Genomic DNA, 24,838 nt, shown 5'->3' with positions numbered 1-24,838 from the left:
CAGCCGGGCAATGGACGCCCCGTCGAGCAGAAGGGCCCCGACCGGACACCCTGTCGATCACGCCGGGTACAGGTGCGCGGGGCACTGCGCGACCAGCCCCCACGCACCCGCGGGCAAAAGAACTACGCGTCCAGCGAAGTCATCACATGCTTGATCCGCGTGTAGTCATCGAACCCGTACGCCGACAGATCCTTGCCGTACCCGGACTTCTTGAACCCGCCGTGCGGCATCTCAGCCACCAACGGAATGTGCGTGTTGATCCACACGCACCCGAAGTCCAGCGCCTTCGACATCCGCATCGCCCGCCCGTGGTCCTTGGTCCACACGGACGACGCCAGCGCGTACTCCACGCCGTTCGCCCACGCGACGGCCTGGGACTCGTCCGAGAAGGACTGCACGGTGATGACCGGCCCGAAGACCTCCTTCTGGATGATCTCGTCGTCCTGCTTCAGCCCGGACACGACGGTCGGCGCGAAGAAGTACCCCTTCTCACCGACCCGCTTGCCACCGGCCTCCACGCGCGCGTGCGCCGGCAGCCGCTCGATGAAGCCCTCGACCTGCTTGAGCTGGTTGGGGTTGTTCAGCGGGCCGAAGAGCACGTCCTCGTCGTCCGGCTGCCCGGTCTTGGTGTCGGCGGCGGCCTTGGCGAGCGCGGCGACGAACTCGTCGTGGATCGCCTCGTGGACGAGGACGCGGCAGGCGGCCGTACAGTCCTGACCGGCGTTGAAGAAGCCCGCGACGGAGATGTCCTCGACGGCCTTGGCGATGTCGGTGTCCTCGAAGACGACGACCGGCGCCTTGCCGCCCAGCTCCAGGTGGACCCGCTTGAGATCCTTGGACGCCGACTCGGCGACCGACATGCCGGCCCGCACGGAGCCGGTGATGGAGGCCATCGCCGGAGTCGGGTGCTCGACCATCAGCCGGCCGGTGTCACGGTCGCCGGTGACGACGTTGAAGACGCCCTTGGGCACGATCGAGCCGATGATCTCGGCCATCAGGACGGTGGAGGCCGGGGTGGTGTCCGACGGCTTCAGGACGACCGTGTTGCCCGCAGCGAGCGCCGGGGCGAACTTCCATACGGCCATCATCATCGGGTAGTTCCACGGCGCGACCTGCGCGCAGACGCCGACCGGCTCACGGCGCACGATGGAGGTCAGGCCCTCCATGTACTCACCGGCCGAGCGGCCCTCCAGCATCCGCGCGGCGCCCGCGAAGAAGCGGATCTGGTCGACCATCGGCGGGATCTCCTCGGAGCGGGTCAGCCCGATCGGCTTGCCCGTGTTCTCCACCTCGGCCGCGATGAGCTCCTCGGCCCGCTCCTCGAACGCGTCCGCGATCTTCAGCAGGGCCTTCTGGCGCTCGGCGGGGGTCGTGTCACGCCAGGCGGGGAAGGCGCGTGCGGCGGCCTCCATCGCGGCGTCGATGTCCGCCTGCCCGGACAGCGGCGCGGTCGCGTACGCCTCGCCCGTCGCGGGGTTGACCACCTCGGTGGTCCGTCCGTCGGCGGCGTCCCGGAACTCACCGTCGATGTAGTTGCGCAGACGACGCAGCTCGGTGCTCACTGCCGGCCTCCTGTCAGGTGTTCTGAGGGTTCTGGCTGTCCACTCTCTGAGACACCCACCCTAATCGGCAGGCCCACGTTTTCAACACCCCCACTCCCCCCACTTCTGCGAAATCCGCAGCCCTCAGTCACGTAAACAACGAATTTCATCGCCCCGGCCTTGCGGAACTGTCGAGACGTCGTGCACAGTGACGTCGTGGCCAGTCGAAGCGCAGAGCACAGGGACTCCCGCGAGTCCAGGAACGGCGGCGGCCCCACGCTGGACGCCGTCTCCCTCGCCATCATCGAACAACTTCAGGAGGACGGCCGCCGGCCGTACGCCGCCATCGGCAAGGCCGTCGGCCTGTCCGAGGCGGCCGTGCGCCAGCGCGTCCAGAAGCTGCTCGACCAGGGCGTCATGCAGATCGTCGCCGTCACGGACCCGCTCACCGTGGGCTTCCGCCGGCAGGCGATGGTCGGCGTGAACGTGGAGGGCGACGTGGAGTCCGTGGCGGACGCGCTGGCCGCCATGTCCGAATGCGAGTACGTGGTGATGACCGCCGGGTCCTTCGACCTGATGGTGGAGATCGTCTGCGAGGACGACGACCACCTCCTGGACGTCATCAACAAACGCATCCGGGCCGTCCCGGGAGTGCGCTCGACCGAGAGTTTCGTCTACCTCAAGCTCAAGAAGCAGACCTACATGTGGGGAACCCGATAACCGTGAGGACCCGATAACCGTGAGCACCAACACCCCTCAGGACCTCAGCAGGACCGCGTACGACCACCTGTGGATGCACTTCACGCGCATGTCCTCGTACGAGAAGGCGCCCGTCCCGACCATCGTCCGGGGCGAGGGCACCTACATCTACGACGACAAGGGCAAGCGTTACCTCGACGGACTCGCCGGCCTGTTCGTGGTGCAGGCCGGCCACGGCCGTGTCGAGCTGGCCGAGACCGCCTTCAAGCAGGCCCAGGAGCTGGCGTTCTTCCCGGTGTGGTCCTACGCCCACCCGAAGGCGGTCGAGCTGGCGGAGCGGCTGGCCGACGAGGCGCCGGGCGACCTCAACAAGGTCTTCTTCACCACCGGCGGCGGTGAGGCGGTGGAGACCGCCTGGAAGCTCGCCAAGCAGTACTTCAAGCTGGTCGGCAAGCCCACCAAGCACAAGGTGATCTCGCGTGCGGTGGCCTACCACGGCACCCCGCAGGGCGCCCTGTCCATCACCGGCCTGCCGGGCCTGAAGGCCCCCTTCGAGCCGCTGGTCCCGGGCGCGCACAAGGTCCCGAACACCAACATCTACCGCGCCCCGCTCTTCGGCGACGACCCGGAGGCCTTCGGCCGCTGGGCCGCCGACCAGATCGAGCAGCAGATCCTCTTCGAGGGCCCGGACACCGTCGCCGCGGTCTTCCTGGAGCCGGTGCAGAACGCGGGCGGCTGCTTCCCGCCCCCGCCCGGCTACTTCCAGCGGGTCCGCGAGATCTGCGACCAGTACGACGTGCTGCTGGTGTCGGACGAGGTCATCTGCGCCTTCGGCCGCCTGGGCACCACCTTCGCCTGCGACAAGTTCGGCTACGTCCCGGACATGATCACCTGCGCCAAGGGCATGACCTCGGGCTACTCCCCGATCGGCGCCTGCATCATCTCCGACCGTCTGGCCGAGCCGTTCTACAAGGGCGACAACACCTTCCTGCACGGCTACACCTTCGGCGGCCACCCGGTCTCCGCGGCCGTCGGCATCGCCAACCTCGACCTGTTCGAGCGCGAGGGCCTCAACCAGCACGTCCTCGACAACGAGGCCGCGTTCCGCGGGACCCTGGAGAAGCTGTACGACCTTCCGATCGTCGGCGACGTCCGCGGCAACGGCTTCTTCTACGGCATCGAGCTGGTGAAGGACAAGCACACGAAGGAGTCCTTCAACGACGAGGAGACCGAGCGCGTTCTGTACGGCTTCCTCTCCAAGAAGCTGTACGAGAACGGCCTGTACTGCCGTGCCGATGACCGTGGAGACCCGGTCGTCCAGCTCGCACCGCCGCTGATCTCCAACCAGGAGACCTTCGACGAGATCGAGCAGATCCTGCGCGGAACGCTCGCGGAGGCGTGGACCAAGCTGTAGCCCACGGCCCCGAATGTCCCCGGCCCGGGTGCACCCGTACGAGTGAGAACGGTGCACCCGGGCCGCGTGCTGTCCGGCGATCCGCCCCCGGCTCCTTAGCGTGCCCCTGTAACCGATCGGTCCTGCCTTCGTTCCCCCGCAAGGGGGATTGGCAAGAAGAAATGACGATCAGAACCGAGGTGTACGCCCATGGTGGCCCCGCCGGACAACGACGTGCTCTGGGCACGCGCCCTGCACTTCTCGTACGACGACGGTTCGCCCGCGCTCAGCGGGGTCTCGCTCGGTGTCCAGGAGGGCGAGGTCCTCGCCGTCATCGGTCCGCGCGGCAGCGGCAAGACCGCCCTGCTGCGCTGTCTGTCCGGCCTGTCGAAGGCGCGGCGGGGTGAGGTCTGGTTCAACAGCGTGCCGGTGCACACGATGGGTCCGGTGGCCCGCGAACGGCTCCGCCGCGACCGCTTCGCCTGGGTCGACCCCACCCCGGCGCTCGTCCCGGAGCTGAACGTCTGGGAGAACACCGCCCTCCCCCTGATGCTGCGCGGCACCAGCCGCCGCCGGGCCAGGACGGCCGCCCTGGAGTGGCTGGAGCGCCTCGACGTCGGCGAGGCGGCCCGCAAGCGCCCGCACCAGCTCGTCCAGGCCGAACGTCAGCGCGTCTGCATCGCCCGTGCTCTGGCCCCCTCGCCGATGGTCCTGTTCGCCGACGAGCCGACGGCTCCCCTGCACCGCTCCGACCGCACCCAGGTGCTGCGCACCCTGACGACGGCGGCGCGTTCGCACGGCGTCACCGTCGTCCTGGCCAGCCATGACGCGGACACGGCAGTCCTGGCCGACCGCACCGTCGCGCTCCTCGACGGACGCCGAGTGAACACGGTGCACCTGCCCCCCGTCCCCGAGGCGGAAGGCCGGGCCGCGTGCTCGCTCTCCGCCTGACCCGCGGCGGCCGGCCCGCCGTACAGCTGCGCCGCCTGCTCGTGGCCGCGGGGTCGGCCGGCACGGGTTTCCTGCTGCTGTCCGCCCTGGGCTACGCCATGTCCCACCCGGACTCCCCCGCCGCGTCCTCGCTCCGCCTGGCCTGGTGCGTGCCGCCGCTGGCCGCGACGATCCACCTCGCGGTGGCGGTGGCCCGCACGGACCCCGGCACCAAGCCCCGCCCCGGACTGGCGGCGATCGGCCTCGGCCCGGCCCGCCTGATGCTGGTCTCGGCCACCACCACGGCCCTGTCGTGCACCCTCGGCTCGATGCTGGCCCTGCTCGTCTTCCTCCACCTCCGGGGCGACCTCACCGGCATGCCCTTCGACGGCGCGGCCGCCCAGTTCCTGGCAGCGGACAGCCCCCTGCCCCTGCCGGCCGCCCTGACCCTGCTGGCGCTGACGCCGGGGGTGGCATCAGGGGTGGTGGCGGTGACGCTGCGCCCGAAGGGGATCGGGACGTCCGGACCGTACGGCCGCTTCGGGGTCCGGTCGAGTCAGGCGCGGCCCGCGGGCGGTCGTGCCGCTGTGGCGGCGCCCGTCCCGCAGAGAGGCGGCACCCCGCAAGCGCGGGCGGCCGAACCAATCCCCGCTCCAGCCGAAACCGACGGCACCCCGTCCACGCCGGGCCACACAACGGACGGCATGCCCGACCCCCTCACCCCCCGCCCCGCCCCCAGAGCCCTCCCCTGGGGCATCACCCTCCTCACGGCGGGCCTGGCCGTGGAGACCTACGCCAGCCGCGCAGGCGCCGCCCACACCACCCTCACCCTCCCCTCCGCCCTCCCCACCGGTCCCGCCGGAGTCCTCCTCGGCTGGATCCTCACCGCCCTCGGCCTGGCCCTGGCCGCCCCCGGCCTGGTCCACCTCTGCGGCCGCCTCCTCCAGTCCGTACGCCCCGGCCCGCTCCGCCTGCTCGCCGGCCGCGGCCTCATGGCGGAAGCCACCCGCATCGGCCGCCCGCTCGGCGTCGTCTGCGCCGTGGCCTCCGCCGCGTACGCCATGGCCCCGCTCTCCGCCGACCGGGCCTCGGCGACCGTGGGCCCCCTCTCCACCCTCGCCGCCATCGTGATCACCGGCTGCACCGTGGCCACCCTGGTCATCTCCGCGGTGGAGGCCAGACAGGCCCGCGCCGACACCACGGCCGCGCTGCTCCGCCTGGGCGCCCCCACCTCGATGCTGCGCCGGGCGGCGGCCCTGCGCGTCGGCGCCCTGCTGGCCGTCTTCGGCCCGCTGACCCTGATCGTGGCCGAACTGGCCGCGCTGCCCCTGGCGAACTGAGCATCGAGCCCGAGCCCCGAGCGCTGAAGACCCGTACGAAAAAAAATCTCGGTCCCGGCGATGAGTTCCGCCCGACCCCCCGGTCTACCCCACCGAACAGCAACCACCCCGATGGGAGAGACCACGATGAGCGCCCCCGCCTACCAGCAGATGATCTTCGTCAACCTGCCCGTGAACGACCTCGACGCCTCGAAGAAGTTCTTCACGGAGCTGGGCTACTCGATCAACGCCCAGTTCAGCGACGAGAACGCGGCGTCCGTCGTCATCAGCGACACCATCGTCGCGATGCTGCTCAAGCACCCGTTCTACGCGACCTTCACCGACAAGGAGATCGCGGACGCCACGAAGACCAGCGAGGTGCTGATCTGTCTGAGTGCCGAGAGCCGCGCGAAGGTGGACGAGCTGGTCGAGAAGGCCGTCGCCGCCGGCGGCACCGCCTCGCCCAAGACCCAGGACATGGGGTTCATGTACGGCCGCGCCTTCGACGACCTCGACGGCCACACCTGGGAGGTCGTGTGGATGGACCCGTCGGCCATCGAGGGCTGACAACCGCCGCGCGGGACACGGTGCCTAGCATGGGCGGGTGCAGACGATGCCCGCCCATGCGGCCCACCACGACGACCGTGAGATAGAGACCCTGGAGGAGTTCGACGCGACCGTCTCGGCGCGCGGCTCCCTCGCCGGATTCCGTATCCAGGCAGTCGACCTGACGGACCGTACGCGCGAACTGCTCACCGCGGACACGGCCGGCGCCGTCTTCCTCGGCTGTCCGATGCGCGAGGAGGCGGCCGCCAAGATACGCACCGGCGGCGCCCTGGTCTTCCCACCGGTCCCCGACCTCCCCTTCGAGCCGTACCGCGGCCTGGTCTACTCCCCCGACGAACTCTTCGCCTCCCTCGCGGACGGCTACGAGAACACCCCCGACGCCCACGCCTACGCCTGGTTCCAGCGGACCAAGGCCGACCGCGACGTCTACGCCTCCATGCTCCGTGCGATCCACGACGACTCCATCTCGGACGCCCTCGACGAACTCCTCTCCGGCGCCCGGGTGGTGGGCGTCATGGGCGGCCACGCGATGCGGCGCGGCACGCAGGCGTACGAGGGTGCCGCGCGGCTCGGCCGGGAGCTGGCCCGCGCCGGACTCACGGTCGCCACCGGCGGCGGCCCCGGCGCGATGGAGGCGGCCAACCTCGGCGCGTACGCCGCCCCGCTCGACGACGACATGCTCACCGACGCCCTCCGACTCCTCGCCAAGGCACCGGGGTTCACGCCCTCGATCACCGACTGGGCCTCGGCCGCCTTCGAGGTGCGCGCCCGCTGGCCCAAGGGCGGCAGCTCCGTCGGCATCCCCACCTGGTTCTACGGCCATGAGCCGCCGAACCCCTTCGCCTCGCACATCGCCAAGTACTTCGCCAACGCCACCCGCGAGGACGGCCTGCTGGCCCGCTCCAACGCGGGTGTCGTCTTCCTGCCGGGCGCCGCCGGGACCGTACAGGAGATCTTCGACAACGCGACGCCGAACTACTACGAGTCGCGCGGTGAGCCCACCCCCATGGTCCTGGTCGACCGCACGCACTGGACGGAGCGGCTGCCGGCCTGGCCGCTGCTCAAGTCCCTCGCACGGGAGCGGTCGATGGAGGCGCGGATCGCCTTGGTCGACCGGATCGAGGAGGCCCCGGAGGCGCTGAAACGTCTGGGCGGTTAATAAGACGGCAAAGCCAACGCGGGGGTGCTGCATACGCGTTGACAGTGCTTATGCCACGCTTATAAACCTGTGAGTCTCCTGGGGGCGGTGATGCGACATGTCACCGGCTCCTCCGAACCCCCCTCAGTGGTGCAACTCCCGTAAGGACAAACGTGTCCATAAACCGCCGCCGTACCATCGCGCGTTCCGTGCGCGCTCTGGGTGTCGCCTCCGCGTCCGTCGCGCTCGCGCTCTCCGTCTCGGGCACCGCGCTCGCGTGCGACATCAGTGAATTCTCCGCCGAAGCCAAGTGCGACGGCGACAAGGGCATCATCACCGTCACCGACGTGGACCCCAGCGGTGTCCCGGCGACCGTGAGCGTCTTCCTGCAGAACAACGGCGCCGACCTCAAGAAGGTCGGCGAGCAGGAGGTCAAGGGCTCGCGCGAGGGTGTCACCATCACCTTCGCCGAGAACTGGAAGCCGAACGCCGAGTACCGGATCCACGTCAAGGCCGCCGGCTATGTCGACGCGGACATCAAGCCGAACCTGACGACGTCGTCCACGGCCTGCAAGAAGGAGGAGGAGACGCCGCCTCCGGCCTCCGACACCCCGACCCCGTCGGCCCCCGCCTCGACCCCGGCCGAGGAGACCGACTCGCCGACCCCGACCCCGTCGGAGAGCGACAGCACTCCCCCCGTGAGCAGCGTCCCGTCCCCGGCGGCCGGTGACTCCAACCTCGCCGAGACCGGTGCGAACTCCAACACCGGCCTCATCGCCGGCATCGCCGTCGGCCTGGTCGCCCTCGGCGGCGGCGCGGTCTTCTTCGGCCTGCGCCGACGCGGGGCGAGCAGCGACCGCTGACCAACCCCACCCAGCGACACCGACACGGCCCGTCCCCGTCTCCGGGGGCGGGCCTGCGTCGTCCACACCTGGCCGGTCACGCCCCCGGTATCAGCGGCACCACATGGCAGGCGCCCGGCCCGAACCGCGGACGTACGCCCTAGGTGGCAGAAGTACGACGGCCACCCCGACGCTCGGAGCCCCGACCGCCGCCCCGACGCTCGGAGTTACGGCCACCCGCCCCACCGGCGTCGCCCGTGCCTCCCCCGCTCTTCGCCCGTCGACCGGAGCCGCCACGGACGGTCTTGCCGGAGCCGGAGCCGGAAGCGACGCCCGAACGTGAGCCGGAGCCGACGCCGGAACCGGTCGTCGCACCGCCCGCCGATCCGCCGGAAACCGGCCGCCGAGCAGCCCCACGCACACCGTCCGCAGAGGATCCACCCGACCCGGCCGCCCCACCCGCGGCCCGCCGTCCCGAGCCGCGGCCTCCCGCCCTGCTGGAAGAACCAACCGCGGCGGCAGCCTCGCCCCCGCCCCCGTTCCGGCGTCGGCCGCCGGACCGTCGGCCGGACCTGGAGGCGGTCTTCCCCTCCGCGCCGGACGCCGCCGAAGTCACCGGCTGTGGGACCTCGATCGTGACGGCCACGCCGGAAGGCTCGCGCGCGCCGGTGATGGCGGCGAGTTCCGGGTCGCTGGAGGTGATGCGGGAGGTCCGGGGGCGGATGCCCGCGTCCGACATGAGCCGGGTGACGTCCCGCTTCTGGTCGGGCAGGACCAGGGTGGCCACGCTGCCGGTGCCGCCGGCGCGGGCCGTGCGGCCGCCGCGGTGGACGTAGTCCTTGTGGTCCGTGGGGGGATCGACGTTCACGACGAGGTCGAGGTCGTCGATGTGTATGCCCCGGGCCGCGACGTTCGTCGCCACCAGGGCGGTGACATGACCGCTCTTGAACTGTTCCAGGGTGCGATTGCGCTGCGGCTGCGAGCGGCCTCCGTGCAGCGCCGCCGCGCGGACGCCGACGGCCAGCAGCCGCTTGGTCAGCCGGTCGGCGGCACGCTTGGTGTCGATGAAGAGGATGACCCGCCCGTCACGGGCCGCGATGCGCGTGGTGACGGCCTTCTTGTCGGTCTCGTCCTGGACATGGAGGACGTAGTGCTCCATGGTCGTCACCGCTCCCGCCGACGGGTCCACGGAGTGCACCACGGGGTCGGTCAGGAACCGCTGCACGAGCCGGTCGATATTGCGGTCCAGCGTGGCCGAGAACAGCATGCGCTGCCCATCGGGCCGTACCTGCTGGATCAGCTTGGTGATCTGCGGCAGGAAGCCCATGTCGGTCATCTGGTCGGCTTCGTCCAGCACCGTGATGCGCACATCACCGAGCACGCAGTCGCCGCGCTCCAGGAGATCGTTGAGCCGGCCGGGTGTCGCCACGAGCACCTCGGCGCCGCGCCGCAGCGTCGCCGCCTGCTTGGTGATCGACAGCCCGCCGACCACGGTGGCCAGCCGGAGGTTCACGGCCGTCGCGTACGGGGTCAGCGCGTCCGTCACCTGCTGGGCGAGCTCACGGGTGGGCACCAGCACCAGAGCGAGGGGCGCCTTGGGCTGCGCCCGCAGTCCGGCGGTGCGCGCCAGCAGCGCCAGACCGAAGGCGAGCGTCTTGCCGGAGCCGGTACGCCCACGCCCGAGCAGGTCACGGCCCGCGATCGAGTTGGGCAGGGTGGCGCCCTGGATGGGGAAGGGGGTCGTCACGCCCTGCGCGGCGAGCGTCTTCAGCAGCCCCGCCGGCATGTCCAGAGCGGCGAAGTCATCGACGGCGGGAAGTGCGGGTGTCGTGCTTTCCGGCAGCCGGAATTCCCTCGGCGGCGACACGGACGGTGCGGGCGACGAGGCGCGCCGGTTCGACTTCTGGGGCCTGCGGGGCATGCGGCTTTTCTGCCTTCCTGAAACAGCACAAACCGGGGTCCGCACCATGGCGGTGCGGACCCCGGTGAGCGGATACGCGTCCGGCTATCAGGCGGGGACGATGTTCTCCGCCTGCGGGCCCTTCTGGCCCTGCGTGACGTCGAAGGAGACCCGCTGGCCTTCCTGGAGCTCACGGAAGCCCTGGGTCGCGATGTTCGAGTAGTGGGCGAAGACGTCGGGGCCGCCGCCGTCCTGCTCGATGAAGCCGAAGCCCTTTTCAGAGTTGAACCACTTCACGGTTCCCTGTGCCATGACATTCTCCTTGGTGTAGGCAGAGGCCCCATCCGGAGATGCCGGAAAACTAATAATGCGCCCGATGGAAAGCATTCCCGTCAGGCGCACATAGGTTCATGGGTACCACAACTGCAACGCCGAAACCTTAGCATAGCGCCGCCGCCCGCCGCGCTAGAAACTGGCCCGCGCCAGCCAGAACTCCAGCAGCTCCCGCTCGCCGAGCACCTCCACGTCCGGGCTGTCCAGCGGCAGCCGGCGGTAGAAGGCGAGCAGTACGGCGGTGAGCGGCCCCCTCAGCGCGACGGTCGCCTTCTCGTGCCCGCGCCGCCAGACGATGACGTCTCCGGAGACATCGATCAGCCTCCCCCACCCTTCGGGCGGGGGTGCCCCCATCTCGCTTCACTCGGCGTCGAGCACGGCGCTGCCGTCCGTGGCGTGCAGGTGAATGCTCCCCGGCCTGCGCAGATCCCTCGCCGGATCGTACGGCAGCGTCCGCTGGGCCCATTCGATGATCTGGAGCCACTCGTCGATCGCGTCGGCGGCGATGTCGGGCGCGACCTCGTACGGCTGCCCGGCCGTGAGGGCGGCGTCCGCTCGGTGGATGGTGATCTCGTGCGTCATACGGCGGGCCCAGAACCCGGCGGTGTGGCCCCCCGCCCAGCCCCACACCTTGGCATCGGGCCCGGCCTCGCGCAGTGCGGCCACGACCAGCTCACCGGTCTCCGCGAGCCAGGCGTCCAGGGCGGCCGGGTCACCCTGCTCGTCCGGGCCGCCGTGCAGCGGGACCGTCTTCTCCGGGATCTCCTCCTGGGACCGGGTCCGCACCATCAGCTCCACCCAGCGCAGGGCCCCGCCCATGTGCCGGACGAGCTGCTCCAGCGACCAGTCCGGGCAGGTCGGCACGGTGGCCGACAGATCGGCGCCGGAGGTCACCAGGGACCTCAGCAGGCCGACCTGGTGGACGATCTCGTCGCAGTAGCGTTCATGTGCGAGCAGCGTCATGCCCGGCACCCTATGCGCGGGGTGATCAGCCCATCACGACAATTTCGGCCGCGTCGAACTCGACCCCGACCACGTCCCCGACCTCGGGCGCGTCCCGCAGCGCACACGCCGCCTCCAGGCGCGGGGCGCCCTCCGGCTGAAGGTGCACGGCGACATGGGTCCCCTTGAACGTCCGCGCGGCGACCGTGCAGCGCAGGCCCGCGTCGGGGGCCACGAGCCGCACCCCGGCCGGCCGGACCAGCAGCGGCCGCGTGCCCTGCGCGGCGCCCTCGCCGACCGGCAGCTTGCCCCAGGGCGTGTCCGCGGCCTCCCCGGCGACGGTGCCCTCGACCACGTTGTCGAAGCCGAGGAAGCGGGCCACGAACTCGTCCACCGGCCGCTGCCACACCTCCAGCGGCGTCCCGCTCTGGGCGATCCGCCCGTCCCGCATCACCACGACCCGATCGGCGAGCGCGAAGGCCTCGCCCTGGTCGTGCGTCACGGCCAGCACGGTGGTGCCCAACCGCCCGAACAGCTCCCGGAGTTCGACGACGAGCCGCTCCCGCAGCGAGCGGTCGAGCTGCCCGAGCGGCTCGTCCAGCATCAGCAGCCGCGGCCGGGGCGCGAGGGCACGGGCCAGCGCGACCCGCTGCTGCTCACCCCCGGACAGCGAGGCCACGGCACGCCCGGCCGCCCCCGGCAGTCCGACCAGGTCGAGCAACTCCCGTACCCGCTCGCCCTGTTCGGCCCTCGACGCGCCATGCATCCGGGCACCGAAGGCCACATTGCCGCCGACGTCCCGCTGCGGGAACAGCTGATGGTCCTGGAACATCAGCCCGACACCCCGCTTGTGCGCGGGCACCCCGGCCTGGTCATGCCCGTCGAGTGACACCCGCCCGGCATCGAGGGGCTGCAACCCCGCCACGGCCCGCAGCAGCGTCGACTTGCCGCTGCCGCTCGGCCCGAGCACGCACACGATCTCGTGCTCGGCGACATCGAGGTCGACGGCGTCGAGCACGGGCCGCCCGCCGAAACGTACGGTCGCACCCGCCAGGCTCAAAAGACTCTGCGGAGTCTTGGGCATCTAGAACTCCCCCGTCCGATCCGTGCGGAGCCGCTCCAGGACCAGCAGCGCCACCGCGCACACCACCATCAACACCGTCGAAAGGGCCATCGCCTGGCCGTAGTTGAGCTCGCCGGCCCGCCCCAGCAGGCGCGCCACGGCGACGGGCAGCGTCGGGTTGTCGGGCCGCGCGATGAACACGGTCGCCCCGAACTCGCCCAGCGACACGGCGAAGGCGAACCCTGCCGCGATCAGCAGCGCCCGCCGCACCATCGGCAGATCGACCTCGCGCCAGACCCGCCAGGGCGAGGCGCCCAGCACCGACGCCGCCTCGCGCAGCCGCTGGTCCACGGCCCGCAGCACGGGCAGCATGGTCCGTACGACGAAGGGCACCCCGACCAGCGCCTGGGCCAGCGGCACGAGGATCCACGTACTTCTGAGGTCCAGCGGCGGCTCGTCCAGCGCGATCAGGAACCCGAACCCGACCGTCACCGCCGACACCCCGAGCGGCAGCATCAGCAGCGCGTCGAAACCCCGCACGAACCGCCCCGCGTCCCGCCGCGTCAGCGCGGCGGCAGCCAGACCGCCGATCACCACGGCGATCAGGGTGGCGACGACGGCGTACTGGAGCGAATTGCCGATCGCCTCGATCGGCGCGACCAGGAAGACCCCGCCGTCGGCGCTGGTCAGCGCCCGGTAGTAGCCGAAGTCGGGGGCATCGAGCGACCGCTGCACCAGCACGGCGAGCGGCAGCAGCAGGAGTACGGCGATGACGGCAAGGACACCGGCCAGCAGCGCCCACTGACCGGCCCCGCGCGGCCGCCGAGCCGTTACCGCCGCGTCGACCAGCTGCAGGGCGCTCTCCCGCCGCCGTACCGTCCAGGCGTGCACGGCGAGGATCGCGGCCACCGCGAGGAACTGGATGATCGTGAGGACGGCGGCGGTGGACAGGTCGAAGATCTCGGAGGTCTGGCGGTAGATCTCCACTTCGAGGGTGGAGAAGGTCGGTCCGCCGAGGATCTGCACCACACCGAAGGAGGTGAAGGTGAACAGGAAGACCATGAGCGCGGCGGCGGCCACGGCGGGCCCGAGCGCCGGGAGGGTGACGGTTCGCCAGGCCCTGAAGCGGGACGCTCCCAGCATCCGCGCGGCCTCCTCCTGCCGCGGGTCGAGCTGGGACCACAGCCCGCCCACCGTCCGTACGACGACGGCGTAGTTGAAGAAGACATGCGCCAGCAGGATGGCCCACACGGTGGTGTCGAGCCGTACGCCCCACAGCTCGTCGAGCAGCCCGCCCCGGCCGACGAGCGCGAGGAACGCCGTACCGACGACGACCGTCGGCAGCACGAAGGGGACGGTCACCACGGCCCGCAGGACGTTCTTGCCGGGGAAGTCGAAGCGGGCGAAGACATAGGCGCCCGGCAGCGCGATCAGCAGGGTGAGCGCGGTGGAGGCGAGCGCCTGCCAGGTGGTGAACCACAGGACGTGCCGGATGTCGGACTCCCCGAGCACATCCGTGAGGCGCCCGAACTGCCACACCCCGTCGACCTTCAGACCGCGCGCGACGATCGCGGCGACGGGGTAGGCGAAGAAGACCGCGAAGAACGCGACGGGCACGGCGATGAGGCCGAGCCGCACCGCCGCGCGCTTCGTGGCCGCCTTCCGGGGGGCTACTTCAGTACGAGCGAGGTCCACGACTTGACCCAGTCGTCACGGTTGTCGGCGATCTTCGCCGGGTCCATGGTCTCGGGGTTCTTGGCCTGCGGGCCGTACTTCGTGAACTCCGGCGGCACCTGGGCGGCCTCCCGCACCGGGTAGACGAACATGTTCAGCGGCATGTCGTCCTGGAATTCCTTGGTCAGCAGGAAGTCGAGGAGCGCCTTGCCTCCCTCGGCGTTCTTGGCGTTGCTGAGCAGGCCCGCGTACTCGAACTGCCGGAAGCAGGTACCCATCGCGACACCCGTCGGCGCCGTCTTCGGCTTCGGGTCGGCGTAGATCACCTCGGCGGGCGGGGAGGAGGCGTACGACACGACGAGCGGCCGGTCGCCCTTGGCCTTCTTGCCGCCGGCCGAGCCGGAGAACTCCTCGTTGTAGGCCTGCTCCCAGCCGTCGACGACCTTGACGCCGTTGGCCTTCAGCTTCTTCCAGTAGCCCTCCCAGCCCCCGTCGCCGTACTTGGCGGCGGTGCCGAGCAGGAAGCCGAGGCCGGGCGAGGAGGTGGAGGCGTTCTCGGTGACGAGGAGGTTCTTGTACTCGGGCTTGATCAGGTCGTCGTACGTCGCCGGCGGGGTCAGCTTGTGCTCGCTGAAGTAGGCCTTGTCGTAGTTGACGCAGATGTCGCCGGTGTCGATGGGAGTGACCCGGTGCTTGTCCTGGTCGACCCGGTACTCGGGCAGGATCAGGTCGGAGCCCTTGGGGTCGTACGACTGGAACAGCCCGTTGTCGAGCGCCCGGGACAGCAGGGTGTTGTCGACGCCGAAGAAGACGTCGCCCTGCGGGTTGTCCTTGGTCAGGATCGCCTTGTTGACGGCCTGCCCGGCATCGCCGTCCTCCAGGACCTTGACCTTGTACCCGGACTGCTTCTCGAACGCGGCGAGGACGCCCTTGGAGACGGCCCACGAGTTGTGGCTGACGAGCGTGACGGTCTTGGATCCGCCATTGTCGCTGCCCGAGTCGGCGGACCCGCACGCGGACAGCGTGACGAGGCCGAGCCCGACGACGAAGACCGTGGCCTTCCTGGTGATGCTCACTTGATTCCTCCTGGGGTTGACCAGGAAGAGACGCGGCCCTGCCCGGGAGCCCTCTCATCGGCTCCCGGGCAGGGCGCAACAGCTTGAGTGATGACCGAACTTCCTACCCAGAATGACCTGGGCGAGGTTCAGAGGGTCTGCGGCCCGATTGCCGCACTCTCAGCGCTGTGGCGCTCCCCTGTCGGAATATGAAGATGTACCTACGGCGCTCAGACTACCGCTCGGTCGCCGCGAGCTGCCCACACGCCCCGTCGATCTCCTGCCCACGGGTGTCCCGGATGGTCACCGGCACACCGTGCGCGGCGATGGCCTCGACGAACGCCTTCTCGTCCTCGGGCCGGGAGGCCGTCCACTTCGACCCGGGCGTCGGGTTCAGCGGAATCAGGTTCACATGCACGGGCTTGCCCTTGAGCAGCCGCCCGAGCCGGTCACCACGCCAGGCCTGGTCGTTGATGTCGCGGATGAGGGCGTACTCGATGGACAGCCGACGGCCGCTCTTCTCGACGTAGTCGAATCCGGCGTCCAGCACCTCGCGCACCTTCCACCGTGTGTTCACGGGCACGAGGGTGTCGCGCAGCTCGTCGTCGGGGGCGTGCAGCGAGATCGCGAGCCGGCACTTGAAGCCCTCGTCGGCGAACCGGTTGATGGCCGGCACGAGCCCGACGGTCGAGACGGTGATCCCACGCTGCGACAGCCCCAGCCCGTCCGGCTCGGGATCGGTGAGCCGCCGTATCGCACCGACGACCCGGTTGTAGTTGGCGAGCGGCTCGCCCATCCCCATGAAGACGATGTTGGAGAGCCGAGCGGGCCCACCGGGCACGTCCCCGTCCCGCAGCGCACGCATCCCGTCCACGATCTGATGGACGATCTCGGCAGTGGACAGATTCCGGTCAAGACCCGCCTGCCCGGTGGCGCAGAAGGGACAGTTCATCCCGCACCCGGCCTGCGAGCTGATGCACATGGTCACCCGGTCCGGATACCGCATCAGCACCGACTCGACCAGCGTCCCGTCGAACAGCCGCCACAACGTCTTACGGGTGTCGCCCTGGTCGGTCGACAGATGCCGTACGACGGTCATGAGCTCGGGAAACAGCTCCTGGCGCAGCTTGTCCCGCGAACCGGCCGGGATGTCGGTCCACTGCTCGGGGTCGTGCGTGTACCGCGCGAAGTAGTGCTGCGAGAGCTGCTTGGCACGAAACGGCTTCTCCCCGACAGCCGCGACGACGTCCTTACGCTCGGCGGGCGTGAGATCGGCAAGGTGCCGCGGCGGCTTCTTGGCTCCGCGCGGGGCGACGAAAGTGAGTTCTCCGGGTGCAGGCATAACCCGTCCAGTGTCGCAGATCCACTGATGTGGCCCGCTCCACTGTGGACAAGGGTGCTCTCGCCCTCACCGCCGGGCTCCTCACCGGCTGCGACCCGGACGAGACAAAGGACGTCTGTACGTCGTAGCCAGGGCCGCTAGTCGGTCCTGTGCTCCAGGCGGTCCTTGAGGAGTTGCCCGTCGCGCGGGAGCTCCTTGCGGACCTGGGGGCGGACCACGAGCGGCACCAGGAGCTTGCCCAGGCCGTGCCCCTCGAAGTCGATGTCGATCGTCACGCGGGAACGCCGCCCGTCGTCCAGCGGCTCGATCTCACCGTGGGTACGGGGGCGGACGGGGCCGTCGATGCCGTGCAGATCCCAGTTGTGCGGAGGGTCGAGTTCATCGAACTGCACGGTCATCGGAACCTCACGGTTCCCGACCCGCCGGGTGACCCGGACTCGGGAGCCGGGGTGCAGCGGACCCTCGTCCAGTGGTTCGGCCGAGACCGCGCTGAGCTGCCATTCCGGCAGGTGAGCGGGGTCCGTCAGATACGCGTAGACATCGGCCGGGGTTCGATCGACGTCGACGCTCTCTCGGATGATGGCCATGATGACCCCCTTTGGGTGCCTTTGAGGCCGTACACCGAAATCGTCCCACACATCAAGAAGCCCCCGCTCTACAAGAACGGGGGCTCCCAGACAGTGACCGTGCGCTCAGCCCGATCCCACGAACAGCACCAGCAGCAGCCACACCACCGGAGCCGTCGGCAGCAACGAGTCCAGCCGGTCCATGATCCCACCGTGCCCCGGCAGCAGCGTGCCCATGTCCTTGATGCCCAGGTCCCGCTTGATCATCGACTCGCCGAGGTCGCCCAGCGTGGCGCTGCCGGCGACCGCGAGGCCCAGGAGCAGGCCCTGCCACCAGGTGCCGTCGTCGATCAGGAACTCCATGCACAGCGCGCCCGCCACCATCGCGAAGCTCACCGCGCCGAGCAGGCCCTCGCGGGTCTTGCCGGGGCTGATGCGCGGGGCGAGCTTGTGCGTGCCGAAGCGCCAGCCGACGGCGTAGGCACCGGTGTCGCTGACGACCGTGAGCAGCAGGAACGTCAGGACGCGCCAAGGGCCGTCGTCGGCCGTCAGCATCATCGCGACGAACGTGGCCAGGAACGGTACGTAGAACGCGGCGAAGACACCGGCGGTGACGTCCCTGAGGTAGCCCTCCGGCGGTTCGGTCATCCGCCAGACCAGTACCGCCAGCGCGGTCAGCGCCATCGCCACCCAGGCGCCCTCGGCCCCCCGGACGTATCCGGCGACGACCATGGCGGCACCGCCGAGGGCGAGCGGGACGAGCGGCGCCTTGATGCTCTTGCGTTCCTCCAGCCGCTTGGTCAGCTCCCACAGGCCCACGACGACGGCGACCGCAACGACGCCGACGAACACGGCCTTGACGACGAACAGGGAGGCGACGATGACCACGCCCAGCCCGACGCCGACCCCTATGGCCGCACCCAGGTCGCGCCCCGCGCTCTTCTTCTGCGGCGGGGGCGCCGGCTGCGGGGCGTCGTGCATGGGCTCCGGATTCTGCGGCGCCGCTTCTGAGGGCCGCGCCTGCGGCATGTCATGAGGCCGCGACTGCGGCGACCGACCGTGGAACAAGGGGCCACTCAGCCGAGCGGCCCCCCGGTCGTCATCCTGGTCTCCGCCATACGCGGGTACGTCGGGCACGATGGGCATGGGGCGAGTGTGCTGCGCCTGAGGCGCATCGTACGCGGGACCCGCCGGGGCAGCCCCCTGGACAGGTCCACGCTCGGAGGTCCCCCAGTACCCGGCCTGCCCGGCCCCGGGCGGCGCCCCCCAGGAAGAGTCGTTCATCAGACCTCGAGCAGCTCGGCTTCCTTGTGCTTGAGGAGCTCGTCCACCTGAGCGACGTACTTGTGCGTGGTGTCGTCGAGCTCCTTCTCCGCGCGGCGGCCCTCGTCCTCGCCGATCTCGCCGTCCTTGATCAGCTTGTCGATGGCGTCCTTGGCCTTGCGGCGGACGGAGCGGATGGACACCTTGGCGTCCTCGCCCTTGCCCTTGGCGACCTTGATGTAGTCGCGGCGGCGCTCCTCGGTGAGTTCGGGGAACACCACTCGGATGATGTTGCCGTCGTTGCTCGGGTTGACGCCGAGGTCGGAGTCGCGGATCGCCTGCTCGATGTTGCGCAGCGCGCTCTTGTCGAACGGGGTCACGACCGCCATGCGCGGCTCCGGCACGGAGAACGAAGCCAGCTGGTTGATCGGCGTCGGCGCACCGTAGTAGTCGGCCACGATCTTGTTGAACATCGCCGGGTGCGCACGACCGGTGCGGATCGCGGCGAAGTCCTCCTTGGCGACCACGACGGCCTTCTCCATCTTCTCCTCGGCCTCGAGGAGGGTCTCTTCGATCACCACTTGCTCCTGCGTGTCTTGAGTAAGGCCCGGCTGCGGTTCCTCGGTGGGGCGGCGGCCGGCTGCGTCGCGTCTTCTTCCTGCACGGTTCCCGACCGGCAGGACATTGTCCATCCCCCGGTCAGGGTCCGCCCCGTCCGTCCCCCGGACGGGTTCGTTCGTGGAGTTGTCGAAGCGTCAGCTCCGACCGCCCTGCTCACCCACAAGCGTGCCGATCTTCTCACCCTTGACGGCGCGGGCGATATTGCCCTCCGCCAGAAGCTCGAAGACGAGGATCGGCAGCTTGTTGTCGCGGCACAGCGTGACCGCCGTGGCGTCGGCGACCTTCAGATCGCGCGTGATGACCTCGCCGTAGCCGAGGGAGTCGAACTTGACGGCGTCCGGGTTGGTCTTGGGGTCGGAGTCGTAGACCCCGTCGACACCGTTCTTGCCCATGAGCAGCGCCTCGGCGTCGATCTCCAGGGCGCGCTGGGCGGCGGTGGTGTCGGTGGAGAAGTACGGCATGCCCATACCGGCGCCGAAGATGACCACGCGGCCCTTCTCCAGATGCCGTACGGCACGCAGCGGGATGTAGGGCTCGGCGACCTGCCCCATGGTGATGGCGGTCTGCACCCGGGAGTCGATGCCCTCCTTCTCCAGGAAGTCCTGGAGGGCGAGGCAGTTCATGACGGTGCCGAGCATGCCCATGTAGTCGGAGCGGGCCCGGTCCATGCCGCGCTGCTGGAGTTCGGCGCCGCGGAAGAAGTTGCCGCCGCCGATGACGACGGCGACCTGCGCGCCGTCGCGCACGACGGCTGCGATCTCGCGGGCGATCTTGTGCACCACGTCCGGGTCGACGCCGAGGCCCCCGCCACCGGAGAAGGCCTCTCCGGACAGCTTCAGCAGAAACCGGCCGCGTACTTTGCCGTCGTCGCTCTTCTGGGCCTTGGTGGTCATCGAGATCCCGCCTTTGTTACGTGGTGCACATACGAAGAAGGCCACTGCCGGCTCGGGTGAGTTTCACATCCCATGCGCGGCAATGGCCTCCTCGTCAGATCTGCTGTCGTCCGTCGACGACTGCCCCTGACCCTATCGGGACGGGGCGTCGATCGCGGTACGGACTCAGATGCCGACCTTGATGCGCGCGAAGCGCTTCAGGGTGACACCGGCCTCGTCCAGGATCTTCTGGACGGACTTCTTGTTGTCGAGCGCGTACGGCTGGCCGAGCAGCGTGGCGTCCTTGAAGAAGCCGTTGAGGCGACCCTCGACGATCTTCGGCAGGGCGGCCTCGGGCTTGCCCTCGGCGCGGGTGGTCTCCTCGGCGACGCGGCGCTCGGACTCGACGACCTCGGCCGGCACGTCCTCCTTGGAGAGGTACTTCGGCGCGAAGGCGGCGATGTGCTGGGCGATGCCCTTGGCGACCTCGGCGTTGGGCTTGTCGAGCTCGACGAGGACACCGATCTGCGGGGGCAGGTCGGGCATCGTGCGGTGCATGTACGCGAGGACGAAACCGTCGGCGTACTGCGCGAAGCGGTCCAGGACGATCTTCTCGCCGAGGTTGGCGTTGGCCTCGTCCACGAACGCCTGGACGGTCTTGCCGGCCTCGATCTCGGAGGCGAGCAGGGCGTCGAGGTCGGCCGGGGAGGTCGCGGCGACGTGCTGCGCGATCTGGTTGGCGACGGCCTGGAACTTCTCGCCCTTGGCGACGAAGTCCGTCTCGCACTTCAGCTCGACGATGACGCCGGAGGAGTTGTCGTCGGCGATGACGGAGACCACGGCGCCGTTCTCGGCGGAGCGGCCCTCGCGCTTGGCGACGCCCTTCTGGCCCTTGATACGGAGCGCCTCGACGGCCTTCTCGACGTTGCCCTCGGCCTCGTCCAGCGCCTTCTTGCAGTCCATCATGCCGGCGCCGGTGAGCTCGCGGAGCTTCTTGACGTCAGCGGCGGTGTAGTTCGCCATGAGTCTGTGAATCTTTCTCGAAGTCTGGAAGATCGAAGATCTACGGGGTCTACGGACCCTGGAGTAGCCGGGGCCGCCGACCTTCCGTCGACCTACGGGTGAACGGCGGGGGCGGAGTTCATGTCACCGCCCCCGCCGTCAACACTGACGCTGACGGTGTCAGGCCTGCTCGCCCTCGGCGGCGGGGGCCTCAGCGGCAGGAGCCTCGGCAGCCGGGGCCTCGGCAGCGGGGGCCTCAGCAACCGGGGCCTCGGCCTCGGCGGCGGGAGCCTCGGCGGCAGGGGCCTCAGCCGGCTTCTCGGCTGCCTCGTCGGCCTTCTTCTCGCCCTCGAGCAGGTCGCGCTCCCACTCGGCGAGCGGCTCGCCCGCGGCCTTCTCGCCCTTGCCCTCCGTCGCCACGCCGGAACGGGCGATGAGGCCCTCGGCGACGGCGTCGGCGATCACACGGGTGAGCAGGGTGACGGAGCGGATCGCGTCGTCGTTGCCCGGGATCTTGTAGTCGACCTCGTCAGGGTCACAGTTGGTGTCGAGGATGGCGACGACCGGAATGTTGAGCTTCCGGGCCTCGCCGACCGCGATGTGCTCCTTCTTGGTGTCCACGATCCAGACGGCGCTGGGCACCTTCTGCATCTCGCGGATACCACCGAGGGTCTTCTCCAGCTTGGCCTTCTCGCGCGAGAGCACGAGAAGCTCCTTCTTGGTCAGACCCGAGGCCGCGACGTCCTCGAAGTCGATCTGCTCAAGCTCCTTGAGGCGCTGCAGACGCTTGTAGACGGTCGAGAAGTTGGTGAGCATGCCGCCCAGCCAGCGCTGGTTGACGTAGGGCATGCCGACGCGGGTGGCCTGCTCGGCGATGGCCTCCTGCGCCTGCTTCTTCGTGCCGACGAACATGACCGTGCCACCGTGGGCGACGGTCTCCTTGACGAACTCGTAGGCGCGGTCGATGTACGACAGCGACTGGAGCAGGTCGATGATGTAGATGCCGTTGCGCTCGGTGAAGATGAAGCGCTTCATCTTCGGGTTCCAGCGACGGGTCTGGTGACCGAAGTGGACGCCGCTTTCCAGCAGCTCCCGCATCGTGACGACGGCCATGGCCGTATCTCCTTGAATTTCTCGGTTGTGCCGCGGGGACCGGACGGCTCCCGCGCCTGACGCCCACATGCGCCGTGCCACTAGGGACCGAGGGGCGCTGACACGGACCGTTTCCGGTGGTCGTGTCGGGGCGTGCGAAGTCGACCCGGTGACCCGGATCGCCAGAAGAAGTGTACGGGACCCGAGGAGCACCGGGTGACGCCGCTGTCCACAACCTGGGAGTTATCCACAGATACCGGCCATGATCGGCGGGGGTGGGGGACGGTTCTCGCATGCGAGCGAAATGGTGTGTGAGGGCGAGTGGGGTGGCGAGGGCCTTGTGGAGGACAGTGGCGGCATGGCCCGCGGGGCCAGGCGGGCGGTTGTTGGGGCGGCTGGTGTTGCTGCTGCTTCTGACCGCGGCCGCCTTGCTGGCACCGGTCCCGCGACTGATCCCGACCGCCACGAGCGTCCCCGCCGCGCCGGCCCCGGACCCCACCGTCCCCGCGGTCGGCCGGGCATGGCCCGTGGGGGTACGTCCCTCGGTACTGCGCGGCTGGGAGCCCCCGGCGACGACGTACGGCCGCGGCCACCGCGGCGTGGACCTGTCCGCCCCCGCCGGCACACCGGTACGGGCGGTTGCCGCGGGACGGGTCTCCTTCGCGGGCCGGGTGGCGGGGAAGGGGGTCGTGTCGGTGGAGCTGACGGGGACGGGGAATCCGCCGCTGCGGACGACGTACGAGCCGGTGCGGGCGGCCGTGCGGAAGGGGGACGAGGTGGAGGCAGGCGAGGTCGTGGGCACGGTGGAGGCGACCGGGTCCCACTGCGGCACGGGAACATGCGTGCACTGGGGTCTGAGGCGAGGCGAGACCTACCTCGACCCGCTGTCCCTCCTGCCACCGTGGCTACTGCACAGGGGCCCGTCGAGACTGCTGCCGGTACTGGGGGTGCCGCTGCCGTCGTAGCGGGCGCGTCTGTGGCACCGGGGGTCGTCGGAGCTGCCGCATCCGTACCACCCGGCATCGTCCCAGCTGCGGGCAGTCGTGGCGCTGGGGCGGCACGGGTGGGCGCAGCGGCACCCCGCAGCGCCGGGCTGCGCGACCCCCCGGCCTCAGCGTGAACGCCGGGAACCCACCAGCACCGGGTGGCCCGTCAGCCCCGAACGCCCCGCAACGCCATGGCGACCGCCGCCTCCGTGATCGACGAAGGCTCCTCCGCCGCCCCCAGCTCGATCCGCCGCACCGCCGCGTCCACGACGCCCTGCAGCAGCATCGCCGCCAGCCGGGGCTCCGCGTGCCCCATCTCCCCCAGCGCCTCGACGATCATCGCGACGAGCCCACCATGGGCCGCCCGGATCTTCTCCCGGGCACCGGAGTCCAGCTCGCTCGCGGAGATCGCCACCACAGCCCGGTGCCGCCGGTCCCCGACCAGCGCGAGCTGCTGCCGCACATACGCCTCGACCTTGCCGTCGGCCGTGGCCTCCCGCTCCATCGCGGCCGAGACCTCCGCGGCCCACACCGGGAAGTCGACCTCGCACAGCTCCTCGACCACGGCGGCCCGTGACCGGAAGTACTCGTAGACGGACGACCGCGCGAGCCCCGTCCGCTCGGCGAGAGCGGGGAAGGTCAGCGCCTCCGTCCCGCCCTCGGACAACAGGGATCGCGCCGCGTCCAGCAGGGCGGCTCGCTGCATCGACCGGTGCTCGGCCACGGAGGCCGCTCGAATCCTTGGCACATCAACCACTTTACGGAGGCACCCTCGCGAACGGGAGTGTCTCCGCGGAACCCCACACCGTCCGGCCAGGTCAACGACCGAAGCCGGCCAGTTTCGCCCGCAACTGCAGCACCGACTTGGTGTGGATCTGGCTGACCCGGCTCTCGGTCACACCGAGCACGTTCCCGATCTCGGCGAGCGTGAGCCCCTCGTAGTAGTACAAGGTCACCACGGTCTTCTCCCGCTCGGGCAGCGTGTTGATCGCCCGCGCCAGGAACCTCCGCAGCTCCCGGTCCTCGGCCACCTCCACGGGATTGTCCGCGGCGGTGTCCTCCAGCGTGTCCATGACGCTCAGCCCGTCGCCGCCCTCGCCCCCGACGTGCAGCAGCTCCTCCAGCGCCACCACGTTCGCCAGCGACAACTGGCTGAAGACCGAGTGGAGTTCATCCACCGCGATCCCCATCTCGACGGCCACCTCGGCCTCCGTCGGCGTCCGCCGCAGCCGCGCCTCCAGGGTGGCGTACGCCCGCTCGACGTTCCGCGCCTTCTGCCGCACCGAGCGCGGGATCCAGTCCAGCGCTCTGAGCTCGTCGATCATCGCGCCCCGGATCCGCGTGATCGCGTACGTCTCGAACTTGATCTCCCGGTCGATGTCGAACTTCTCGATCGCGTCGATCAGCCCGAACACCCCCGACGACACGAAGTCCGCCTGCTCCACATTGGGTGGCAGACCGACGCTCACCCGGCCCGCCACGTACTTGACGAGCGGCGAGTAGTGCAGGATCAACTGCTCGCGCAGGCGCTCGTCCCCCGTTGTCTTGTACGACCGCCACAGCTCGTCGAGCGTCGAGGGAGCGGGCGGTCGCACGCTGCCACCATCACGGGCGGCTGGGGGGACCGCCGCCCGGTCGGACCCGGAGGTGTGCTGGGGCATTCGTTGCCTTGTGCCGTTCTGCCGTGAAATTGCGGGG

Annotated in this window: 23 protein-coding genes and 1 pseudogene; 8 read left to right on the top strand and 16 right to left on the bottom strand. The window is 70.1% G+C overall.

Annotated elements, in window-relative coordinates:
• Nucleotides 1–122: 122 nt before the first annotated feature.
• Nucleotides 123–1,562, bottom strand: a complete 1,440-nt coding sequence (locus tag IE325_RS29000; RefSeq protein WP_190073037.1) for a gamma-aminobutyraldehyde dehydrogenase — start codon at nucleotides 1,560–1,562, stop codon at nucleotides 123–125.
• A 180-nt stretch (nucleotides 1,563–1,742) separates the two neighbouring features.
• Between IE325_RS29000 and IE325_RS28995 the strand changes: the two genes are divergently transcribed.
• The 7 genes from IE325_RS28995 to IE325_RS28965 all read left to right on the top strand — a co-directional run bounded on the left by IE325_RS28995 (nucleotide 1,743) and on the right by IE325_RS28965 (nucleotide 8,450).
• The gene (locus IE325_RS28995; RefSeq protein WP_190073036.1) at nucleotides 1,743–2,261 is read left to right on the top strand and encodes an Lrp/AsnC family transcriptional regulator; all 519 of its coding nucleotides are present in this window, start codon (nucleotides 1,743–1,745) and stop codon (nucleotides 2,259–2,261) included.
• Between the two features lie 19 nt (nucleotides 2,262–2,280).
• Nucleotides 2,281–3,654, top strand: a complete 1,374-nt coding sequence (locus tag IE325_RS28990) for an aspartate aminotransferase family protein (RefSeq protein WP_190073035.1) — start codon at nucleotides 2,281–2,283, stop codon at nucleotides 3,652–3,654.
• A 189-nt stretch (nucleotides 3,655–3,843) separates the two neighbouring features.
• Nucleotides 3,844–4,584: an ABC transporter ATP-binding protein gene (locus IE325_RS28985; protein WP_190073034.1), complete on the top strand. Its 741-nt coding sequence runs from the start codon at nucleotides 3,844–3,846 to the stop codon at nucleotides 4,582–4,584.
• A complete protein-coding gene (locus IE325_RS28980) occupies nucleotides 4,566–5,903 on the top strand; it encodes a hypothetical protein (protein ID WP_190073033.1) in 1,338 nt (445 codons plus the stop codon). Before IE325_RS28985 ends, IE325_RS28980 begins: the two co-directional genes overlap by 19 nt.
• Nucleotides 5,904–6,029: 126 nt before the next feature.
• A complete protein-coding gene (locus IE325_RS28975) occupies nucleotides 6,030–6,449 on the top strand; it encodes a VOC family protein (protein ID WP_190073032.1) in 420 nt (139 codons plus the stop codon).
• Between the two features lie 37 nt (nucleotides 6,450–6,486).
• Nucleotides 6,487–7,608 (top strand): LOG family protein, encoded by a 1,122-nt coding sequence (locus tag IE325_RS28970; RefSeq protein ID WP_190073031.1) that lies wholly within the window; start codon nucleotides 6,487–6,489, stop codon nucleotides 7,606–7,608.
• Nucleotides 7,609–7,796: 188 nt separating this feature from the next.
• Nucleotides 7,797–8,450, top strand: coding sequence for an LAETG motif-containing sortase-dependent surface protein (locus IE325_RS28965; protein ID WP_229912096.1), 654 nt, complete (start codon nucleotides 7,797–7,799; stop codon nucleotides 8,448–8,450).
• A gap of 139 nt (nucleotides 8,451–8,589) precedes the next feature.
• Here IE325_RS28965 and IE325_RS28960 read toward each other — a convergent pair whose 3' ends face one another.
• The 13 genes and pseudogenes from IE325_RS28960 to rpsB all read right to left on the bottom strand — a co-directional run bounded on the left by IE325_RS28960 (nucleotide 8,590) and on the right by rpsB (nucleotide 22,175).
• Nucleotides 8,590–10,350 (bottom strand): DEAD/DEAH box helicase, encoded by a 1,761-nt coding sequence (locus tag IE325_RS28960; RefSeq protein ID WP_190073029.1) that lies wholly within the window; start codon nucleotides 10,348–10,350, stop codon nucleotides 8,590–8,592.
• 87 nt (nucleotides 10,351–10,437) lie between these two features.
• Nucleotides 10,438–10,641 (bottom strand): cold-shock protein, encoded by a 204-nt coding sequence (locus tag IE325_RS28955; RefSeq protein ID WP_007502648.1) that lies wholly within the window; start codon nucleotides 10,639–10,641, stop codon nucleotides 10,438–10,440.
• 153 nt (nucleotides 10,642–10,794) lie between these two features.
• A pseudogene (locus IE325_RS28950) lies at nucleotides 10,795–11,625 on the bottom strand (maleylpyruvate isomerase family mycothiol-dependent enzyme).
• 25 nt (nucleotides 11,626–11,650) lie between these two features.
• Nucleotides 11,651–12,688: an ABC transporter ATP-binding protein gene (locus IE325_RS28945; protein ID WP_190073028.1), complete on the bottom strand. Its 1,038-nt coding sequence runs from the start codon at nucleotides 12,686–12,688 to the stop codon at nucleotides 11,651–11,653.
• Nucleotides 12,689–14,362 carry an ABC transporter permease gene (locus IE325_RS28940; RefSeq protein ID WP_190073027.1) on the bottom strand — a complete coding sequence of 558 codons (1,674 nt, stop codon included), beginning with the start codon at nucleotides 14,360–14,362 and terminating at the stop codon, nucleotides 12,689–12,691.
• Nucleotides 14,338–15,417 carry a thiamine ABC transporter substrate-binding protein gene (locus IE325_RS28935; protein WP_190073026.1) on the bottom strand — a complete coding sequence of 360 codons (1,080 nt, stop codon included), beginning with the start codon at nucleotides 15,415–15,417 and terminating at the stop codon, nucleotides 14,338–14,340. Before IE325_RS28935 ends, IE325_RS28940 begins: the two co-directional genes overlap by 25 nt.
• Nucleotides 15,418–15,631: 214 nt before the next feature.
• Nucleotides 15,632–16,738 (bottom strand): dual-specificity RNA methyltransferase RlmN, encoded by a 1,107-nt coding sequence (gene rlmN, locus IE325_RS28930; protein WP_190073025.1) that lies wholly within the window; start codon nucleotides 16,736–16,738, stop codon nucleotides 15,632–15,634.
• A 137-nt stretch (nucleotides 16,739–16,875) separates the two neighbouring features.
• Nucleotides 16,876–17,325, bottom strand: coding sequence for an SRPBCC family protein (locus tag IE325_RS28925; protein WP_190073024.1), 450 nt, complete (start codon nucleotides 17,323–17,325; stop codon nucleotides 16,876–16,878).
• A gap of 105 nt (nucleotides 17,326–17,430) precedes the next feature.
• The gene (locus IE325_RS28920; RefSeq protein ID WP_190073023.1) at nucleotides 17,431–18,588 is read right to left on the bottom strand and encodes a phosphatidate cytidylyltransferase; all 1,158 of its coding nucleotides are present in this window, start codon (nucleotides 18,586–18,588) and stop codon (nucleotides 17,431–17,433) included.
• Entirely contained in the window at nucleotides 18,588–19,145 is a 558-nt protein-coding gene (frr, locus tag IE325_RS28915; protein WP_062666818.1) for a ribosome recycling factor, read from the bottom strand. The genes IE325_RS28920 and frr overlap by 1 nt, the downstream gene beginning before the upstream one ends.
• 177 nt (nucleotides 19,146–19,322) lie before the next feature.
• Nucleotides 19,323–20,081, bottom strand: coding sequence for a UMP kinase (pyrH, locus tag IE325_RS28910; protein ID WP_190073022.1), 759 nt, complete (start codon nucleotides 20,079–20,081; stop codon nucleotides 19,323–19,325).
• Between the two features lie 165 nt (nucleotides 20,082–20,246).
• Nucleotides 20,247–21,083, bottom strand: coding sequence for a translation elongation factor Ts (tsf, locus tag IE325_RS28905; RefSeq protein ID WP_190073021.1), 837 nt, complete (start codon nucleotides 21,081–21,083; stop codon nucleotides 20,247–20,249).
• 159 nt (nucleotides 21,084–21,242) lie between these two features.
• Entirely contained in the window at nucleotides 21,243–22,175 is a 933-nt protein-coding gene (rpsB, locus tag IE325_RS28900; RefSeq protein ID WP_190073020.1) for a 30S ribosomal protein S2, read from the bottom strand.
• A gap of 329 nt (nucleotides 22,176–22,504) precedes the next feature.
• On the opposite strand from rpsB, the gene IE325_RS28895 reads away from it, so the two are divergent.
• Nucleotides 22,505–23,119, top strand: a complete 615-nt coding sequence (locus tag IE325_RS28895) for a murein hydrolase activator EnvC family protein (RefSeq protein ID WP_373315235.1) — start codon at nucleotides 22,505–22,507, stop codon at nucleotides 23,117–23,119.
• Between the two features lie 187 nt (nucleotides 23,120–23,306).
• Here IE325_RS28895 and IE325_RS28890 read toward each other — a convergent pair whose 3' ends face one another.
• Nucleotides 23,307–23,864: a TetR/AcrR family transcriptional regulator gene (locus IE325_RS28890; protein WP_190073105.1), complete on the bottom strand. Its 558-nt coding sequence runs from the start codon at nucleotides 23,862–23,864 to the stop codon at nucleotides 23,307–23,309.
• 94 nt (nucleotides 23,865–23,958) lie between these two features.
• A complete protein-coding gene (whiG, locus tag IE325_RS28885; RefSeq protein WP_190073019.1) occupies nucleotides 23,959–24,801 on the bottom strand; it encodes an RNA polymerase sigma factor WhiG in 843 nt (280 codons plus the stop codon).
• Between the last annotated feature and the right edge of the window lie 37 nt (nucleotides 24,802–24,838).

This window comes from Streptomyces lanatus, assembly GCF_014655715.1.
GTDB lineage: Bacteria > Actinomycetota > Actinomycetes > Streptomycetales > Streptomycetaceae > Streptomyces > Streptomyces lanatus.
This window is presented reverse-complemented; position numbering and strand designations above follow the sequence as displayed.

What these genes read in the sequence shown, in the direction of transcription:
- rpsB (WP_190073020.1), bottom strand. Translation starts at nt 22,175, where the DNA reads ATGGCCGTCGTCACGATGCGGGAGCTGCTGGAAAGCGGCGTCCACTTC.
- whiG (WP_190073019.1), bottom strand. Translation starts at nt 24,801, where the DNA reads ATGCCCCAGCACACCTCCGGGTCCGACCGGGCGGCGGTCCCCCCAGCC.
- IE325_RS28960 (WP_190073029.1), bottom strand. Translation starts at nt 10,350, where the DNA reads ATGCCCCGCAGGCCCCAGAAGTCGAACCGGCGCGCCTCGTCGCCCGCA.
- IE325_RS28985 (WP_190073034.1), top strand. Translation starts at nt 3,844, where the DNA reads ATGGTGGCCCCGCCGGACAACGACGTGCTCTGGGCACGCGCCCTGCAC.
- IE325_RS28945 (WP_190073028.1), bottom strand. Translation starts at nt 12,688, where the DNA reads ATGCCCAAGACTCCGCAGAGTCTTTTGAGCCTGGCGGGTGCGACCGTA.
- IE325_RS28955 (WP_007502648.1), bottom strand. Translation starts at nt 10,641, where the DNA reads ATGGCACAGGGAACCGTGAAGTGGTTCAACTCTGAAAAGGGCTTCGGC.
- rlmN (WP_190073025.1), bottom strand. Translation starts at nt 16,738, where the DNA reads ATGCCTGCACCCGGAGAACTCACTTTCGTCGCCCCGCGCGGAGCCAAG.
- IE325_RS28920 (WP_190073023.1), bottom strand. Translation starts at nt 18,588, where the DNA reads ATGAACGACTCTTCCTGGGGGGCGCCGCCCGGGGCCGGGCAGGCCGGG.
- tsf (WP_190073021.1), bottom strand. Translation starts at nt 21,083, where the DNA reads ATGGCGAACTACACCGCCGCTGACGTCAAGAAGCTCCGCGAGCTCACC.
- pyrH (WP_190073022.1), bottom strand. Translation starts at nt 20,081, where the DNA reads ATGACCACCAAGGCCCAGAAGAGCGACGACGGCAAAGTACGCGGCCGG.
- IE325_RS28975 (WP_190073032.1), top strand. Translation starts at nt 6,030, where the DNA reads ATGAGCGCCCCCGCCTACCAGCAGATGATCTTCGTCAACCTGCCCGTG.
- IE325_RS28925 (WP_190073024.1), bottom strand. Translation starts at nt 17,325, where the DNA reads ATGGCCATCATCCGAGAGAGCGTCGACGTCGATCGAACCCCGGCCGAT.